At 32.3% G+C, this 16480-nt stretch carries 19 protein-coding genes; 7 read left to right on the top strand and 12 right to left on the bottom strand.

Annotated elements, in window-relative coordinates:
* Window positions 1-22 precede the first annotated feature (22 nt).
* Window positions 23-1192: a cation:proton antiporter gene (locus MMARC5_RS05160; RefSeq protein WP_011868779.1), complete on the bottom strand. Its 1170-nt coding sequence runs from the start codon at window positions 1190-1192 to the stop codon at window positions 23-25.
* Between the two features lie 80 nt (window positions 1193-1272).
* Here MMARC5_RS05160 and dph5 point away from each other — a divergent pair, with 80 nt between their 5' ends.
* Window positions 1273-2040 (top strand): diphthine synthase, encoded by a 768-nt coding sequence (gene dph5 / locus MMARC5_RS05155; RefSeq protein ID WP_011868778.1) that lies wholly within the window; start codon window positions 1273-1275, stop codon window positions 2038-2040.
* Window positions 2041-2046: 6 nt separating this feature from the next.
* Here dph5 and MMARC5_RS09660 read toward each other — a convergent pair whose 3' ends face one another.
* Window positions 2047-2256 (bottom strand): hypothetical protein, encoded by a 210-nt coding sequence (locus MMARC5_RS09660; RefSeq protein WP_155810373.1) that lies wholly within the window; start codon window positions 2254-2256, stop codon window positions 2047-2049.
* A gap of 246 nt (window positions 2257-2502) precedes the next feature.
* Here MMARC5_RS09660 and MMARC5_RS05150 point away from each other — a divergent pair, with 246 nt between their 5' ends.
* Entirely contained in the window at window positions 2503-4035 is a 1533-nt protein-coding gene (locus tag MMARC5_RS05150; protein ID WP_011868776.1) for a radical SAM protein, read from the top strand.
* 3 nt (window positions 4036-4038) lie between these two features.
* Here MMARC5_RS05150 and MMARC5_RS05145 read toward each other — a convergent pair whose 3' ends face one another.
* The 6 genes from MMARC5_RS05145 to spcS all read right to left on the bottom strand — a co-directional run bounded on the left by MMARC5_RS05145 (window position 4039) and on the right by spcS (window position 8369).
* Window positions 4039-4734: a glycosyltransferase family 2 protein gene (locus tag MMARC5_RS05145; protein WP_011868775.1), complete on the bottom strand. Its 696-nt coding sequence runs from the start codon at window positions 4732-4734 to the stop codon at window positions 4039-4041.
* Window positions 4735-4770: 36 nt separating this feature from the next.
* Window positions 4771-5421, bottom strand: a complete 651-nt coding sequence (locus MMARC5_RS05140; protein ID WP_011868774.1) for a hypothetical protein — start codon at window positions 5419-5421, stop codon at window positions 4771-4773.
* A gap of 11 nt (window positions 5422-5432) precedes the next feature.
* Window positions 5433-5615, bottom strand: a complete 183-nt coding sequence (locus MMARC5_RS05135; protein WP_011868773.1) for a hypothetical protein — start codon at window positions 5613-5615, stop codon at window positions 5433-5435.
* Window positions 5612-6397, bottom strand: a complete 786-nt coding sequence (minD, locus tag MMARC5_RS05130) for a cell division ATPase MinD (protein WP_011868772.1) — start codon at window positions 6395-6397, stop codon at window positions 5612-5614. Before minD ends, MMARC5_RS05135 begins: the two co-directional genes overlap by 4 nt.
* 77 nt (window positions 6398-6474) lie before the next feature.
* On the bottom strand, window positions 6475-7041 hold the full coding sequence (locus tag MMARC5_RS05125; RefSeq protein WP_011868771.1) for a hypothetical protein: 567 nt from the start codon (window positions 7039-7041) through the stop codon (window positions 6475-6477).
* Between the two features lie 17 nt (window positions 7042-7058).
* Entirely contained in the window at window positions 7059-8369 is a 1311-nt protein-coding gene (gene spcS / locus MMARC5_RS05120) for an O-phosphoseryl-tRNA(Sec) selenium transferase (protein WP_011868770.1), read from the bottom strand.
* A 193-nt stretch (window positions 8370-8562) separates the two neighbouring features.
* Here spcS and MMARC5_RS05115 point away from each other — a divergent pair, with 193 nt between their 5' ends.
* The 3 genes from MMARC5_RS05115 (at window position 8563) to MMARC5_RS05105 (ending at window position 12159) form a co-directional block, all read left to right on the top strand.
* A complete protein-coding gene (locus MMARC5_RS05115; protein ID WP_011868769.1) occupies window positions 8563-10005 on the top strand; it encodes a hypothetical protein in 1443 nt (480 codons plus the stop codon).
* Window positions 10006-10022: 17 nt separating this feature from the next.
* Window positions 10023-10715, top strand: a complete 693-nt coding sequence (locus MMARC5_RS05110) for a fibrillarin-like rRNA/tRNA 2'-O-methyltransferase (RefSeq protein ID WP_011868768.1) — start codon at window positions 10023-10025, stop codon at window positions 10713-10715.
* Between the two features lie 157 nt (window positions 10716-10872).
* Window positions 10873-12159: an alkaline phosphatase family protein gene (locus tag MMARC5_RS05105; RefSeq protein ID WP_011868767.1), complete on the top strand. Its 1287-nt coding sequence runs from the start codon at window positions 10873-10875 to the stop codon at window positions 12157-12159.
* A gap of 5 nt (window positions 12160-12164) precedes the next feature.
* Here the strand turns inward: MMARC5_RS05105 and cobK are convergent, their stop codons facing one another.
* The 4 genes from cobK to pyrF all read right to left on the bottom strand — a co-directional run bounded on the left by cobK (window position 12165) and on the right by pyrF (window position 15169).
* Window positions 12165-12911, bottom strand: coding sequence for a precorrin-6A reductase (gene cobK / locus MMARC5_RS05100; RefSeq protein ID WP_011868766.1), 747 nt, complete (start codon window positions 12909-12911; stop codon window positions 12165-12167).
* A 35-nt stretch (window positions 12912-12946) separates the two neighbouring features.
* Window positions 12947-13624: a class III signal peptide-containing protein gene (locus MMARC5_RS05095; protein ID WP_011868765.1), complete on the bottom strand. Its 678-nt coding sequence runs from the start codon at window positions 13622-13624 to the stop codon at window positions 12947-12949.
* Window positions 13625-13723: 99 nt separating this feature from the next.
* Window positions 13724-14392, bottom strand: a complete 669-nt coding sequence (locus MMARC5_RS09495; RefSeq protein ID WP_011868764.1) for a hypothetical protein — start codon at window positions 14390-14392, stop codon at window positions 13724-13726.
* 123 nt (window positions 14393-14515) lie between these two features.
* Window positions 14516-15169: an orotidine-5'-phosphate decarboxylase gene (gene pyrF, locus MMARC5_RS05085; protein ID WP_196793249.1), complete on the bottom strand. Its 654-nt coding sequence runs from the start codon at window positions 15167-15169 to the stop codon at window positions 14516-14518.
* Window positions 15170-15313: 144 nt separating this feature from the next.
* Between pyrF and eif1A the strand changes: the two genes are divergently transcribed.
* Both eif1A and MMARC5_RS05075 read left to right on the top strand, forming a co-directional pair.
* Window positions 15314-15625: a translation initiation factor eIF-1A gene (eif1A, locus tag MMARC5_RS05080; RefSeq protein WP_011868762.1), complete on the top strand. Its 312-nt coding sequence runs from the start codon at window positions 15314-15316 to the stop codon at window positions 15623-15625.
* Window positions 15626-15634: 9 nt separating this feature from the next.
* Window positions 15635-16456, top strand: coding sequence for a serine protein kinase RIO (locus MMARC5_RS05075; RefSeq protein ID WP_011868761.1), 822 nt, complete (start codon window positions 15635-15637; stop codon window positions 16454-16456).
* The last annotated feature ends 24 nt before the right edge of the window (window positions 16457-16480 follow it).

Here is a 16480-nt window from a genome sequence, read left to right as displayed (position 1 = left end):
TTCCTTAATTTTGATTTTTATTCTAATTTAATTTTAGTTTGTCGTAATTTTTAGAAACCAGATTTTTAACGTAAATTGGGGCAACTGTTGACGTTAAAAGTGCAATAACTACGACCGCAACAAAGAATTTTTCGGGAAGTATTCCCAAGTCCCTTCCAAGTGTTGCACCAACTAATGATGCAGTAAGGGATGGAACAGTTAAAAGACCTCCACAAAAGCTTTTTAATTTATTATAATCTAAAATTCTAAGTGAAAAGTATCCAGAAATAATTTTAAGGCTTATTAAACTTACAACTGATACAAATATCAGGCTTAAATTGTCAAAGTTAAAAATTACGCTGATATCTGTAGTCATTCCTAAATTTAAGAAAAACAATGGAATAAATATTCCATAGCCAATTGCATTTAGGTTTTCATTTAATATTTTGTCATGTTCTTCTTTTGTCAGTTCTTCTGAAACAGCAATTCCGATAATAAATGCACCAATTATCGGGTGAATCCCAATATGTTCTCCAACGATAATTGAAATTAATATTATTAGGAGAATAAAGTGAATTTTTTGAACGTGAAACTTTTGAAGCTCATTTAGTATCAATTTTGAAATTAACGGAATTATTATAAGAAGTGCGATGATGTATGCTACAATAAGTACTATAAATGGAATAATATCTGAATTTATTCCGCTTCCACCCATTTTGATGAGTATTGAAATAACTATTAAACTTATAAGGTCGATTACAACAGATGCGCTGATTACAGTTGTTCCAAATCGAGATTTAATAAGTCCAAGTTCATCCATAAGTGCATAGACTATTCCAACGGAGTGTGAGGAAAATATAACTGCGTACAATAATGAACCGATAAAATCAAGTCCAAAATACTGTCCGATAAAATATCCTCCAATTGCAGGGATTAACATTGAGAATAAACTTAAAACTAAAGAATTTTTAAATTCATCCTTAAGTGTTTCGTTATCTACTTCCATTCCTGCTAAAAACATTAAAAATATTACTCCAAATGACGCAAAAGTATCAAGAGTAGAACTGGTTTGAATTAAATTTAATCCAAATGGCCCTATAATTATTCCCGCAAGCATTGTTGCAGTAATTGTTGGAACGTTGAATCTTTTGAGTATTTGGGGCACAATGAAAATTGATGTCAGAATAATAAAAAATAAAAAATAGCTATCCATTATTTACACCGTTGGCACTTAAGTATTTTATAATTAAGTTTTATGAGTTATATTTGTATTTATCAAAATGGGTGAAACACATGCTTGTTATGGCAGGTCTTGGACTTTACGACGAAAGAGATGTTACCTTAAAAACTCTCGACTTCGCAAAAAAAGTTGACAAAATTTACGCTGAATTTTATACTGCAATTCTTACTGGAACAACAATGGAAAAAGTCGAGGAAACTCTTCAAAAACCAATAACTGTTTTGGATAGGGAAAAAGTAGAGTATGAAACGAATAAATTAATCGAAGAAGCAAAAGATAAAGATATAATGTTTTTAACTGCCGGAGACCCAATGGTTGCAACAACACACGTCGATATCGCAGTTGAAGCTCGAAAAAAAGGAATCGAAGTTGTAATTATAAATGCTCCATCAATTTATTCTGCAATTGGGATTACGGGACTTCAACTCTACAAATTTGGAAAAACAACGTCAATAGTATTTCCAGAACCAAATTATTTCCCAGAAACTCCTTACGACGTAATAAAAGACAATTTGAAGTTGGGATACCACACACTCTGCCTTTTAGACATTCAGGCGGATAAAGAAAGATTTATGACTGCAAACGAAGGATTATCTGCACTTTTAGAAATCGAAGAAAAAAGAAATGAAAATGTAATTTCTGGAGAAACACATGCAGCAGTCGTTGCAAGAGCTGGAAGTACTAAACCTGGATTATATTATGGAAAAATAAAAGATTTAATAAATTATGATTTTGGAACTCCACTTCACTGTGTTATAATTCCAGGAAAATTGCATTTCATGGAAGAAGATGCTTTAAAATACTTATTTGAAAATATTTAAAAAATTTTAAGCTTCTTCGCACTGTTCTGCAGGGATTGATGACTTTGCAAGTAAATAAGTTGCAGTAATAAGTGCAAAAACGTAAAATAAGTGCATAGCATACCTGACAGCTGGATCGAGGCTTATATAATATTTAAATGATAATCCAACCCCCATGATTGTAAATCCAATCATCAGCAAATATAATATTTTGGTTTCATTTTCAACAGCTCCCACCCAGTATATTTAAATTTTTAATTTTTAAGGTTAATAAAAAATAACTGTTTTTAAAAAATTAAAAAATAAAAGTTATTCAGTCTCAGAGCTCATACGGTTCTTCATTATTAAACCTGAGTTTAATTCAGAGCTGGTTATTTTCATCACCGACTGAAAGACTCAAAAAAGAATTTTTTAAACATCTTTTATATATCTAATTTAAACATATGCATTATAAACCAAATCTCAATTTTTTTAGGGGTTATCATGAAATTTTTAATTCTTGATGGATATACTGATGAGCCGGCAGGACTTGGAGTTCACCCTTACATTGGAATGTATCCTAGATATGCTGCAGGAGTTCTTTACAAGTTTAAACACGATGTAGATTACATTACAATTGATAAATTAAGAGAAGAACTTAAAAAAGGATACGATTTCAATAGATATGATGCCGTAATTGCAATATGTGGATTTCACACCCCTGGAAAGTACTTAAATGCAAATCCTGCAACATTGAGGGAATTTGTATCGATTTTGTATAATTTTAAAGGTTTAAAGATTCTTGGTGGCCCCGTTGCAACCAAATTTGGTTCATCCCTTGAAGGCGGAAAAATAAAAGATGAATCGAATTTGAAATATTTCTTTGACGTGATTTCTGAAGGTGATTTAGATGCTGTTTTGCACAATCTTTTAAAAAACAATTTTAACGCTGAAAAAGTGGATGGAACAAGGCTTAGAACTTACAATGAACTTGATGAATTTGCGAGAATTGGTGCAAAAATTGTAAAACTTCATCCAAACTATCCAAATATCATTGCAGAAATTGAGACGTACCGTGGATGTGCAAGGGCTTTTAGTGGTGGATGCAGTTTTTGTACGGAACCAAGACGTTATGGTTCTCCAAAATTTAGAAATTCGAGAGATATAATCGAAGAAGTAAGAAATCTCTATGAATATGGGATTAAATACTTTAGAATTGGAAGACAGCCCTGCATGTTTTCATACCTTGCAAAAGATGTGGAAACAACAGACGTTCCAGTTCCAAATGTTTTGGAGATAGAAAAACTCTTTAAAGGAATAACTTCAGTTTCAAATCCGGATGTTTTGCATATCGACAACGCAAACCCTTCAGTTATTGCAAGACATGAAAAAGAGGGGCGAGAAATTGCAAAAATACTTGTAAGATACTGTACTCCTGGAAACGTTGCAGCTTTTGGGGTTGAAAGTTTCGATGAAAAAGTTATTTCAAAAAACTGCCTTTTAACTGAACCTGAAGATGTTTTAAAAGCAGTTGGTATTTTAAATGAAATTGGTGGAAAAAGGGGGGAAAATGGAATGCCATATCTTCTTCCAGGGATAAATTTACTTTCCGGATTAAAAGGAGAATCAAATGACACCTTTGAGATAAATTACGATTATTTAAATGAGATATATGATTCAGGAAATATGCTTCGAAGGATAAATATAAGACAAGTAGTTCCATTTTTTGGAACCGATTTAACAGTTAAGGATGTTGAAAAAGCAAAAAAACGAAAAAATCTATTTTTGAAGTTCAAAGAAAAAATAAGAACTGAAATAGATAATCCAATGTTAAAAAGAATGCTTCCAACAGAAACGATATTAAAAAACGTGTTAGTTGAAGTTAAAGAGAAAAATGATCTTTATTTTGGAAGGCAGTTTGGAAGCTACCCAATATTAATTGGAATTGCAGAAAAAAACGTTGAAATTGGAAAATTTGTTGATATAAGAGTAACTGGCTATGGGAGAAGATCCATAACTGGAAAAATAGTAAAATAACAATTAATTTTTAGATAAAACATATTTTGCAACTTCTTTTACAACATCCAATATCTTTTTTGTAGTGATGTATGAAATTGCATCGTCGTGGTATTCAATTGTTACGTATTCTTCGGTTATTTTTGCATTTTTTTTAGCAAGTTGAAGTGCAATTAAATGTTCAACGCTGTATCCGTCACCAAAATACGAATCCTTCAAAAATTCAGATTTTATGATCCTGAATCCGCACTGAATGTCCCTGAAGATATGGAAATTTCCCGAGAATATTGAAACAGTTATCGACATTATGACACTTGCAAGAAAGTTTGAAAACTGCCTGTGGAACGGAATGTGTTTGTATTTTCTAATCCCAAAAACCGCATCTGCATTCTCAGATTTCATTTTTTCATACATTGGTATAATGTCAGAGGGTTTGTGCTGGTAATCTCCGTCAAGATATGCAATAGCATCGTAATTTAAATTTATTGCATAAATTGTTCCCTCTTCGAGTGCTTTTGATTTTCCTTCATTTTTTTCCTTGAAAATTGGAAATATTTTGTTTTTAAATTCGTTTTTTTCTAAGAATTCTTTGATTATTGTCTTTGTTTTATCGGTACTTCCATCATCTACTACGATTACGTCAATATTTATATCGCTTAAGTCCTTTAAAACAGAAATAATATTTTTTTCTTCATTATACGCTGGAATGACCGCAATCATTGTATCACATTAAAAAAGTAAAGATAATTATTTTTTTTATTCTTTTGCATATGCAATAACTGCACCGAGTAATATACCTAAAATGAGTCCGCCTAGTATATAATAGATACCGCCAGGACCAATTAATCCTTCATTAACTTCAGGTACCGGTTCTGATGAATTTTGAGCTTCTTCAGTAAATTTATGTTCATTTGAACTTTCATTTTCCAAAATAACTGATTTATCTTCTGAAATATTTGAATTTTCTTCAGAAACAGTAGTTTCTACTTCTTCTACAGTTTCAATATTTTCAAGAACAACTATTTTTTCAACAATCCTAACGCCTGCGTTAGGAACTACTGAAAGTTCGAAGAATTCAACGGATCCTAACAAGGTTCCATTTTGGAAATATCTTTTTAAAAGCTTAATTTTGTAGTTTCCTATTTCAGTTGCAGTTCCTTTGAACATTTTAAATACTGATTCGCCTGCTTTAACACTACTTACGTTATATTCGTATTCTTCAAAAATAATGCTATCATCAGCATCAATGATTAAACTAAGGTTTTCAATGGCATCTGTTGCAGTCCAGTCAAATACTAGGTAAACGCTGTCATTTACTCTAACGTCGTCGGGAGCAAGTTCCGCAGTAGCATTAATTACGGGGATAAGTAGCAAACTTAAAAAAAATAAATAATAAAATTTTTTCATAAGTCTTCACCTTATCTCATTTTAATGTTTTTTAACCTTTCATTTAACTTGTTAACTTCATCGTTTGTGAGTCTTGTGGATTGTTTGATACCTTCAAGTTCACCTTTAAGAACAACGAGTTTCATGAACAAAAATATGTTTAGAACAATACTTATAAGAACTAAAAATGTAAGTACACCTGGATCGAAATTCATTTTTTCTTACCCCCAAATACTCCTTTAAAGAATTTTTTAACGAAAGAATCTTTTTTAACTTCTTTAGGGATGTATTTTTTACCCGCCAATTTTGCAGCAAGTTCCATAAGTGCCTGTGAAGCTGGTGAATCATTATGTTTTAAAATAATAGGAACTCCAAATGCAGAACTTCGTCTGACATTTGCATCTTCGGGCACAATTCCAACAATTGGAATTTCCAAAATAGTTTCAATGGATCTGGAACTTAATTCAGAACTGTCTTCCGTAACCCTGTTAATTATTGCACCGAGTACATTGGTTTCTACCCTGTTTGCAATAGATACAACTTTCAATGCATCAGATATTGATGAGATTTCGGGGTTTACCACGACTAACAAATGCTCTGCAGCGGAAATTGCAGTAAGTGCCTCCTTACCAATTCCTGCGGGGCAGTCGATGAGTAAAACTTCACTCATTTCATCGAGTTTACTTAAAATTTCGAGAAGTCTTTCGGGCCTTGCTTTTTTAAAGCTATCGAGTGACACGCCTGCTGGAACTACCTTTACACCTGCGGGACCTTCATATATCGCACTTTTAATGTCTGCATTTCCTGACAAAACATCGTTTAATGTGATGGGTTTTCCTTCAATCCCCATGATAAGTTCGAGATTGGCCATTGCAATGTCTGCATCGATTACCGTTACTTCTTTACCAAATTGAGATAGTGCAACTGCTAAATTCGCACAGGTTGTAGTTTTTCCAGTGCCGCCCTTACCGGAAGCTACTGCAATTGTTATAGCCATGTTCTCACAACCTTTTTGATATTTTAATTACGTTATTATATCTTACAAGAATATGGTTGAAATACTATATAACTTTTTTATGTTTTTTTCAGGTTTATATTATTTAACGAATTTAATATCGACATATACCTGTTTTCAATTCTTTCAACAAGTTTGAGGCCATAATTGTGTGTTTTTAAAATAATAATATCATTTAAATCCAAATCTTCATTTAAGTTATAATCTGGAATAATTTTAATTGTACGGCCAGTTTTATGTTCAAATCCCAAATCATCAATTATTTTTTTTACAAATTTCGAATTCGACTCAATATTATATCTAAAATTTTTTACAAATTCGGAATTATCGTTTTTTATTCTAAAATCGAGTTTTTTTAACTTTTCAATCGATTTATTTATGGAATCATTATCCCCAATATTTTCATTTTTTAACTTTTCAAGACTTTCAATCATGTCCAAAAAAGTAGCAGAATTTATTTCGATTATTTTAGAATTTGGGTTTAATTTATGGACTCTATCAAAATATCCTTTTGAAATAAGAAGATATTCGCAGTTACAGGAAGTTTTGTATGGATTTACAATTTCAAAGTTTTTAATTCCTGAAAGATCAATGATTTCAGAATACATTTTAGAAACGCCTATCATAAAAGCACCTAAAAAAATTATAAAAGAATATTTTCAAGTTTGGATACTGAATTTATAATATCTTCAGTTCGAACACCAATTGCAGCATTCATTACTATATAGTTGTATGGATACGTCCCCATGTAGCAGTTTCCAAAGTTATCTGTTTTTTTAATCCCTCGTGGGCCGGTTACTCTTAAATTGTAAAGTTTTGCAGCAATTTCAACGGGATTTGAATTTACACAAATGCATGATGCGATCGGACTTTCAACATCTAAAAATTTTCCACCCGTTTTTTTAGATAACTCTATTAAAAGTTCATCAAGCAGTTTTTTGCTACCTTTTTGATTTTTTATCAATTCAATGTAATTTTTAGATCCAATTGATAAAAGGGACACCAATGTGTTCACTACGGGTGTTGCACTCGCTCTTCCAGGGTATGAAAGTGATATCTCTTTTATAAACTCTTTATCTGTTGAGTATATCAGTCCACCGCCAATTGGTGTGAGTAAATTTTTGTCACTTGAGCTTACAACTGCATTTACTCGATATTCAAACGCTTTTTTCAATTTTTCAAGGTAATAGTTACTTTGAATTGCATAAGCTCCGTTAATAATATGTGGAATATCATAAATTTCGCAAATTTTTGCAATTTCTAATATATCGTCGCTTTTTCTTGGTGGGAAAAACGTAAGTGTGCTTAAAACACAAGGTTTATTTCCAAGTTCGATTTCTTTTTTTACCGCATCTTCAATATCTTCCACTGGAACGTATACTATGTCGCCATCTAAAACGGTTTCAACAAGTCTCATATTCATTCCAATAAATGATACAGCTTTTATAGGGCTTTTATGGGATGCATAAGGGTAAATTACAACATTTGATCCATATTTTTTTCGTGCAGTACTCAAACATAGTGATATGGACATTCCAGTCGATACCGGGGTTGCAATTGCATGAACATTTAATCCTAAAGTTTTAAAAAAGCTCTCGAGTATTTTGTTCGTGAGAGCATACATGATACTCGCACCAGGTGCTTTTGGTTGGGGGTCAACTAGATTGCCACTTCTTCCAATCCCATGACAAAATCCTGATGAAAGTTCTTCATGAATGTTAGAATATATTCTCGCTTCCCTTTCCCCAATTCTTACAGATTTTGGGTCTTTATCTGTGTCCATCATCGAGAGAAATTTTAAAAAAAGTTTTATTTTTTCATCATCAATTCCGTTTTTAGGAATTTTTCGATGGTTAAACACATCTTCAATTTCTTTTAAATATTCGTTAAGTACTAATTCTCCCCTTTTTTCCATATTTTTTGGAATTAACCCTTCAATGTTGAAATCGAGCATCATATCACGTTGATAAAATTAAAATATCCATTATATTCAATAAAATCCTTTTAAAGTTATTTAATCCCGATTATTTATAATCTTTTTTATCGGGGTTTACGTAGTATTAAATACCCGAATGATTAAATAGTTTCAGATTGATTAGAAGTTAAGAGTACATTTTTCATGGATTTATAAATTTTTAGGTGATTTTATGTTATTCATTGCCTTTGCACCATATGGAGCATTTGCACTTGAAGCGAACTCGAAAAACGGTGAATATTCATTAGACGACATCAAATATTATAAAATATTTGAAAACGAGGATATTCCAAAAATAATGTATGAATTGAGACAGGGAAATTTTGAAATAATCGATGAATTGAAAAACGAATGGGAAATTGGGGAAGAAAGCATTAGTTTTGAATATTCAAGTTCCAAAAATCCTGCCGGAGAACTTATTCGAGATAATTTATACAAATTAGGTCAAAAATACGAAGTCTATACAGATGAAGCTGATTTTGTTTCAAAAATGAACGCTTGGGCAACATCTTTCACAAAATCAATGATGAAAAAGTCATCAGAACAGAAAGATAAATTGATAGTTCAAACAGTAAATGCTCTTGATAACCTTGATGAAACTCTAAATCTATTTTCAGAAAGGCTTAGGGAATGGTATTCACTTTACTTCCCTGAAATGGACAATATTGTTAAGAAACACGATATTTATGTGGGTTTAGTTTCCGAATACGGGGATAGAGAAGAGTACACGAGAACAAAACTCAAAAAAACAATGCCTTCAAATGTGGCAAGAACTATCTCACTTGCTGCAAAAGACTCAATGGGTGCAGATGTATCTGAATTTGATTTGGATATCATGAAAAACCTTGCAAATGAAATAAAAAGTATGTATGAATACCGAGAAAGATTGCAAGAATATTTGGAGACTTCAATGAACGAGGTTGCTCCAAACTTAACAAAAGTTGCAGGTGCGTCACTTGGTGCAAGATTGATAAGTCTTGCAGGTGGAATTGAAAGACTTTTAAGACTCCCTGCATCAACGATACAAGTTATAGGTGCAGAAAAAGCATTATTTGCACACTTAAGGGAAAGGGCATTACCTCCAAAACACGGTGTAATATTCCAGCACCCCCTCATTCAAGGAAGCCCATGGTGGTTGCACGGAAAGATTGCAAGGGCAATTTCATGTAAAATCTCTATTGCGATAAGGGCAGATGCTTTTGGAAATGATATTTCAGACATGTTAATTGAAGACATGAACAAAAAAGTAGCTGAAATAAAAGAAAAATTCCCTGAACCAATGAGAAAAAGAAGACCAAGACCTGATACGAGAAGTTTTGGTAATAAATGCGGTCAAGATAGGGATAGGGGATCACAGGGTGACAGAAAACCACGTGGTAAACCACAAGGTAAACAAGGCGACTCTAAAAAAGGTGGAAAGCCGTTTGGTAAAAAACCTGCTGGAAAAGACGACAGAAGGGACAACAGAAAAGGCGATAAGAAACCATTTGGCGGAAAACCAAAAGGTAGTGGAAATCAGCCTCCAAAGGAAAGATCTGGCGAAAAAAGAAGAGATTCAACAAAAAAAGTTAAAGCTGAAAGAAAAGTAATCGGAAAAACTTCTTCACAGAATTAATCCCTATGGTGAGTTAAATGGAAAAAATTAAGGTAAAAGAAATTTTTAACAACGTATATTCAGTAGATTTTGGAGACGGACTTAAAAGGATCGCTACAAAATCATTAATTCCTGGAAAAAGAGTTTACGGTGAAAAATTAGTATATTCTGATAATATTGAATATCGAGTATGGAATCCAAATAAGAGTAAACTCGGGGCCGCAATTATAAACGGCTTAAAAAAGATGCCGATCAAAAAAGGAACAAAAGTTCTCTACCTTGGAGCGTCTGCCGGAACTACGCCATCACACGTTGCAGATATCGCAGAAAATTCACTCGTTTATGCTCTCGAGTTTGCGCCAAGAATCATGAGAGAATTTATTGATTCATGCAACGAAAGGAAAAATTTAATTCCTGTTTTAGGGGACGCAAATAGACCTCAAGACTATTCAAACATCGTTGAAAAAGTTGACGTTATTTTTGAAGATGTTGCACAGCCAAATCAGGCAGAAATCCTTGTAAAAAATGCAAAATGGTTTTTAAAAGAAAATGGGTATGCTATGATATCTATAAAAGCAAGAAGTGTCGACGTTACAAAAAATCCAAGAGAAATATTTGCTGAGCAGAAAAAAATACTGATTGAAGGCGGATTTGAAATTGTTGATGAAGTAAACATAGAACCTTTCGAAAAAGATCACATGATGATGGTTGGAATTTGGAAAGGAAACTAAATATTATTTTTTTATCGTTTAATTTTTGAATAAACTTAAACATTTCTTTTTTATACAATATATATTAATCGAAATTAGTTTGTATTTTTAACTTTATATAGGCGTCATTATATAATTGCAAATGTCTTAAAACATTTATTTCACAGGGCGGTGGTGTATGAAAACAGTTATTTTCTACTTTGATGGATTTATGGACGATCCCTATGAAATTTTAGATAATAAAACCCCACTAGAATATGCAAAAACCCCAAATTTTGATAAATTGATTCAAAATGGTTCTTGTGGATTATTGGCCCCTTACAAAAGGGGAGTGCCGATGCAATCCGTAACGGACTTATTTGTAATGGCAGGATATTCATTGGAAGAATTTCCTGGAGTTAGTGTTTTAAAAGCACTCGGGGAAGATATAGAACTTAATGATAATTCAGTATATTTTGAATGCACGTTCGTTACAACAGTTGAGGATAATTACGGTTACAGGGTTGTAGATAGGACAACATGTGATGTAATGGATAAAGAATTAAACCAGTTATTGAAGAGCATCCCTACCGATTTTGGAGGTTATGAATTTAGCTTAAAAAACTGTGCTGATTGTGGCTGTGTTTTAGTTATGACTGATAAAAACGGATGGATTTCTGATAAAATTTCGGATTCTGATCCATATTATCCTGGAAGGCATGTAAACAAGGTATTACCAGTTTATGAACTTTGCAGTTCCTCTGGAGAATGTAAACGTGCTAAAAATACTGCTGATGTTTTAAATGAATATTTACTGCGATGCCACAAAATTTTGGAAAATCATGAAATAAACATCAAAAGAAAAAGAAAAGGAAAATATCCTGTAAACTTTCTTATAACCAGATTTCCTGGTAAAAACACCGAGGTGCCTTCATTTTCGGAAAAATATGGTTTAAAGACACTATCTATTTCATCATGCGGGACTGCAAAAGGGTTTTCAAAGTTTATAAAGGTAGATTATATTCTTACAAAAGATTTTGAAGAGTCAGTAACTTCATTAACTAAATATTTGGAACATTATGATTTAATCCACATACCTGCTCCCGATATATCCCAGTATCAAATCAGAGATCCTTTTGAAAAATCAAGGTATATTGAAAAGTTAGACAAAAGTCTTGAAAAAATACATGATTTAGACGATACTCTTATTTTAATTAGTTCGAACAGGTTATATCCTGCAATAGGCGATCTCGTGAATTCTGGTGAAGATTATTCTATAATTGTAAGTGGTAAAAACGTTAGAAAAGATCATATTATGGAATTTTCGGAAAAAAATTGTTACATGGGGCCTGTAAGACTGCAGCACGATGAAGTGTTAAATGTAATTTTAAACCATATGAATAGGGCATTATTGTATGGTTTAAGACCTGGCGGATATCTATTGGACTATATTCCTGCTGATGAAGACATTGAACATTTGAAATAACTAGTTTAGATATTTTTTAAATATTTTAATAATTCACCTATTTTTTCAAATTTTAGCGGATAATTCATTTCCGGTCGCTTTATGATTATTGTTTTCGCACCCGATAATAATGCACCAGAAACTTTTTCGTGGAGCCCTCCGCTTTTGCCACTGTCTTTTGTAATAATTACATCACAATCATAATCAATTATTAAATCTTTATTTAAATTTTCTGAAAATACGCCCTGCATTGCAACAATATTTTTCGAAGGAATTATTTTGATAGCTTCTGAGACTGAAGTTGGAAGTATCCTTATAATTAACTTATCAATTGGAATAATCTCAGAAACAGTTTTTAAATTTTTAATTCCCGACATATAAAATATATTTTTTTTAGAAATTTTTAAAGCTAATTTAGCAGCTTCTTCAAAATTTTTAACATAAAAAGCATCTTTAATTTCTTCAATTGGTCGTTCATACCGGATATAAGGAATATTCAGTTCTTTTGAGATTTTTATTCCGGTTTCACTTGCATGTGTTGCAAAAGGGTGGGTAGCATCAATAAAAATATCTATTTTTTTATCAATAAGTGTTCTTTTTAAATTATCATAATTCATTTTTTCTGAAATAACCAGATCAGCATAATTTTCTGCAATTTTTCCACCAAAGTCGGTTGTGGTGGTTAAGATTAAAAAAGAGTCTTTAAAATAATTCTTAATTTCTTTTGAAATTTTGTTTGCGTCACCAGTTCCGCCACGAATCCATATGTTCATTTTTTCACGATTTTTTAAAATAATATGTAATAAAGTTAGGGTTTATATTCTAACAGTTCTATTGTTCCACTAGTTGTATTTGCAACCAATTTATAAGTATCGGAATTGGCTTTTGTAACAATTATGGTTACATCATCTGCTTCAATATCTAAAAATGCCTGATTTGACGTTTCTGGAGCTCCCTCATGAGATATGTTGTATTTTATTGGTATTTCTGGGTTATTTGCAATTATTTCAAATTTTTTGATGCTAGTAAACGTAAATGGTATGCCTTCCCAATTCATATCAGTTGGGATATCTGATCTGAATATTATATTTGTTGCATATCCTGCATGGGGTAGGCCAACTAGATTGTCTTCGGTAATGCCTTCATCAGGATCACTCGTATTTGCCAGTCCTTTGAATGTACCATCACCATAGTACCAGAGGTATGTATCGTTTCCAGTATCATTTATTTGAAGCCATGCGTTATTTAAATTTGTTGATGGGCTTATTTTCACGTCAGAAAGATTCAATGAATAATTTATTACTATTATTTGGGTATCCGTACTAGATTCAAATAATTGAAATGCACCTTCTCGAACATCTGATAAAATATCCCCTTCAAACGTAAACTTCGTCATGTGAAACGATACCAAAATACCTGCGAGAAGTACGGCTATTACTAAAAGTATTAATTCTATTGAGATCTGTCCTTTTGAAAATTTTGCCATATATACTACCCCCTAATTGACAAAATAAATAATATATAAAAAAATAGAATTTTTCAGAATAAATACTTAATTAAAAAAAGAAATTAATGTTATTATTGATTATTCTTCTTCAGGATATACTAAGTCTGGATGAGGGCCATGCCCGTTATGTTCGATTCGGATCTGTATTTTATTATAATCACTTTCATCGATTGATAAATACAAGGTACCCGTACTATGGCCATCAATGCTGTAACTGAATGATTCTCCAGAGTTTTTGGACGTTATTGTGTATAACTTATAATTGTTTGGGATTTCTTCACCATTAATGCTCAAACTTGTACCATTTTTGGCTTTTAACTTTATTTCTGTTGCACTACCTGCATATGGGAGATATGCAATATCGCCAGATCCTTTTGTAACATATGGGTTACCATGTAATTTGTCTATATAATATACATCTGTAAAATATTCAGCGTAGAATTCATATATTCCATAACCTAATCCATGACCTGGATTAATATTAAGGTCCCCCGTAATGTTTGTAATTGTATCTACGGGTTCATCATCTTCATTTTCTAAAGATTCGAAACTGCCGTTAACGGCACTAGTTGCGATATATGACATCATTGGGCCTGCAAAAATATTTTTTTTGAGCCCAGATATTTCACTATGGCTTCCAGTATTTTTTGTCATATGGGATGCAAGAATTGTTCCACTGAGTAACAACCCAAGAGCTATTATAAGTATTTCAATTGACAACTGTCCCCTTTTAGAGTTTAAAAACATAATTATCGCCTAAAAGTATCTAATCGGTAGTTAAATTAATTATTTTATTTTATTAATCTATATGCTTTAAAATTATAAATACCTTATGCTGGCAATTATTGTAATTAAAATTTGGTTTAACAATCACATTTGCATTTTGTACTGTCTTGCCATTTCTTTTGGATTTTCATTTTCGTAGATTGCTCTACCAATAATTACATAGTCGTTTTCACTTAAAACATTTAAAACATCGCTTAAATTTCCACCCTGGGCTCCAACTCCGGGGGATATTACAAAAGCGTCTTTTACAATAGATTTGATTTCTTTTAATCTTTCAGGCCGTGTTGATGGTGCAACTATTCCATTAACTTTTAATTTATCAGCCATTTTTGCCATATCTTCAGCTACGTTTTGCAAGTATTCTGTAGCTCCGGGGTGAGACATTTCTGTTACCATTATTACTTTTTTATTTTTTGCTTTTCCAACCTTTAAAATTGCAGAAACACTGTCTGAACCCACAAAACCCTGACAAATTATCCCGTCAGCGTGATTTAGCGTTAATTCAGCGATTTTTTCATTTGTTGAAGGAATGTCCGCAACTTTGAAATCACAGATTACTTCTTTGCTGGTAGCTTCTTTTATTTTGTCGATTATATTTAATCCAGTAGCTAAAACTAACGGGTATCCTATTTTTATAGAGTCAACGTACTCTGAAGTTTCTTTAGCAATCAAAACTGCCTTTTTTTCATCCATTACATCAAGTGCAAGCATTAATTTTACCAAACTCTCACCATACATAATTAAGTATATAAATGATTACTACTTCATTACTATAAAAAGATTTAAAATAAACGAATAATCTTCGTTTTACGTTTTTCTTTTGATTTCTTAAAACTATCGATTAACTAATTTTTTAAAATTATCGAAAAAAAGGTGAGAACTATGCGAGGACAACAAGCACCCCAACAACCAACAAGAGTAAGGACTCCGAGAGAAAATGAAAACGAAGTTCTTGGAGTAATCGAGCAAATGCTTGGTGCAAGTAGGGTTAGGGTAAGATGCATGGACGGAAAACTCAGAATGGGTAGAATTCCTGGAAAATTAAAGAGAAAAATCTGGGTAAGGGAAGACGATGTTGTAATTGTCACTCCTTGGGAAGTACAGTCCGATGAGAAATGCGACGTAATCTGGAGATACACAAAAGGACAAGTTGACTGGTTAAACAGAAAAGGATACTTAGAATTCATGAGATAAGGGATATTGATGAAAGATGTCCCTAAAATGGATTTAGATAAAAAAGAAAAACAACTGGATAGGGAGTTTCAAAAAAAGATCGTTGAAAGAAAAAAGAAGTTTTTGGAAGAATTAAAAACTGAAAACGAAGTTTTTGACCAACGTACTCTCTTAAATATTTATAATTTACTTGTGGCAAAACACATTGATGAAATTTCTGGAGTTGTTAATTCTGGAAAGGAAGCAGTAGTGTTTTCTGCAAATAAAGAGGACGAACTCTACGCATTAAAGGTTTACCGTGTTTCTACATGTGATTTTAAAACAATGTGGAAATATATTCAAGGTGATCCTCGATTCCACCTTAGGAGAAGCAGTACTCGACAGGTAATAACTGCATGGGTTGAAAAAGAATTTAGGAACCTTTTAAGAGCGGGAGATTATATAAACACGCCAGAACCAATATTAAAAAGGGAAAATATACTTTTAATGGATATGGTTCATGAAGATGGAGTTCCAGCTCCAAGATTAAAAGATGTGGAAGTCGATTATTCTGAATTCTATGAAATGATACGAGAAGACATGAAGGTATTATATCAAGATGCCCAATTAGTTCACGGGGATTTATCCGAATATAATATTTTAGTACATGAAGAAGAGCCAGTATACATTGATTTTTCACAAGGGGTTGTTAAAGAACATCCTCTTTCAAAAACACTTCTTATTAGGGATGTTAAAAACGTTTGCAGTTTCTTTAAAAGAAGAGGAATTGCAACTGATTACAAAGAGTTCTACAAATTCGTTTCTGGAGAAGAACTCGCATTAATCGATGAAGAAATGGCAAAAACATATTAAAAAAATTTTTACAAAATCTTTTTT

It is taken from the genome of Methanococcus maripaludis C5 (assembly GCF_000016125.1).
Taxonomy (GTDB): domain Archaea; phylum AGJL01; class Methanococci; order Methanococcales; family Methanococcaceae; genus Methanococcus; species Methanococcus maripaludis_D.
Note: the sequence above shows the minus strand (reverse complement) of the source record. Positions and strands in the feature narration are given on the sequence as shown.

What these genes read in the sequence shown, in the direction of transcription:
- MMARC5_RS05095 (WP_011868765.1), bottom strand. Translation starts at nt 13,624, where the DNA reads ATGGCAAAATTTTCAAAAGGACAGATCTCAATAGAATTAATACTTTTA.
- MMARC5_RS05105 (WP_011868767.1), top strand. Translation starts at nt 10,873, where the DNA reads ATGAAAACAGTTATTTTCTACTTTGATGGATTTATGGACGATCCCTAT.
- MMARC5_RS05125 (WP_011868771.1), bottom strand. Translation starts at nt 7,041, where the DNA reads ATGATAGGCGTTTCTAAAATGTATTCTGAAATCATTGATCTTTCAGGA.
- MMARC5_RS05145 (WP_011868775.1), bottom strand. Translation starts at nt 4,734, where the DNA reads ATGATTGCGGTCATTCCAGCGTATAATGAAGAAAAAAATATTATTTCT.
- spcS (WP_011868770.1), bottom strand. Translation starts at nt 8,369, where the DNA reads ATGCTCGATTTCAACATTGAAGGGTTAATTCCAAAAAATATGGAAAAA.
- cobK (WP_011868766.1), bottom strand. Translation starts at nt 12,911, where the DNA reads ATGAACATATGGATTCGTGGCGGAACTGGTGACGCAAACAAAATTTCA.
- minD (WP_011868772.1), bottom strand. Translation starts at nt 6,397, where the DNA reads ATGGCTATAACAATTGCAGTAGCTTCCGGTAAGGGCGGCACTGGAAAA.
- MMARC5_RS05160 (WP_011868779.1), bottom strand. Translation starts at nt 1,192, where the DNA reads ATGGATAGCTATTTTTTATTTTTTATTATTCTGACATCAATTTTCATT.
- dph5 (WP_011868778.1), top strand. Translation starts at nt 1,273, where the DNA reads ATGCTTGTTATGGCAGGTCTTGGACTTTACGACGAAAGAGATGTTACC.
- pyrF (WP_196793249.1), bottom strand. Translation starts at nt 15,169, where the DNA reads ATGTATGGTGAGAGTTTGGTAAAATTAATGCTTGCACTTGATGTAATG.
- MMARC5_RS05150 (WP_011868776.1), top strand. Translation starts at nt 2,503, where the DNA reads ATGAAATTTTTAATTCTTGATGGATATACTGATGAGCCGGCAGGACTT.
- MMARC5_RS05135 (WP_011868773.1), bottom strand. Translation starts at nt 5,615, where the DNA reads ATGAATTTCGATCCAGGTGTACTTACATTTTTAGTTCTTATAAGTATT.
- MMARC5_RS09495 (WP_011868764.1), bottom strand. Translation starts at nt 14,392, where the DNA reads ATGTTTTTAAACTCTAAAAGGGGACAGTTGTCAATTGAAATACTTATA.
- MMARC5_RS05115 (WP_011868769.1), top strand. Translation starts at nt 8,563, where the DNA reads ATGTTATTCATTGCCTTTGCACCATATGGAGCATTTGCACTTGAAGCG.
- MMARC5_RS05140 (WP_011868774.1), bottom strand. Translation starts at nt 5,421, where the DNA reads ATGAAAAAATTTTATTATTTATTTTTTTTAAGTTTGCTACTTATCCCC.
- MMARC5_RS05075 (WP_011868761.1), top strand. Translation starts at nt 15,635, where the DNA reads ATGAAAGATGTCCCTAAAATGGATTTAGATAAAAAAGAAAAACAACTG.
- MMARC5_RS05110 (WP_011868768.1), top strand. Translation starts at nt 10,023, where the DNA reads ATGGAAAAAATTAAGGTAAAAGAAATTTTTAACAACGTATATTCAGTA.
- eif1A (WP_011868762.1), top strand. Translation starts at nt 15,314, where the DNA reads ATGCGAGGACAACAAGCACCCCAACAACCAACAAGAGTAAGGACTCCG.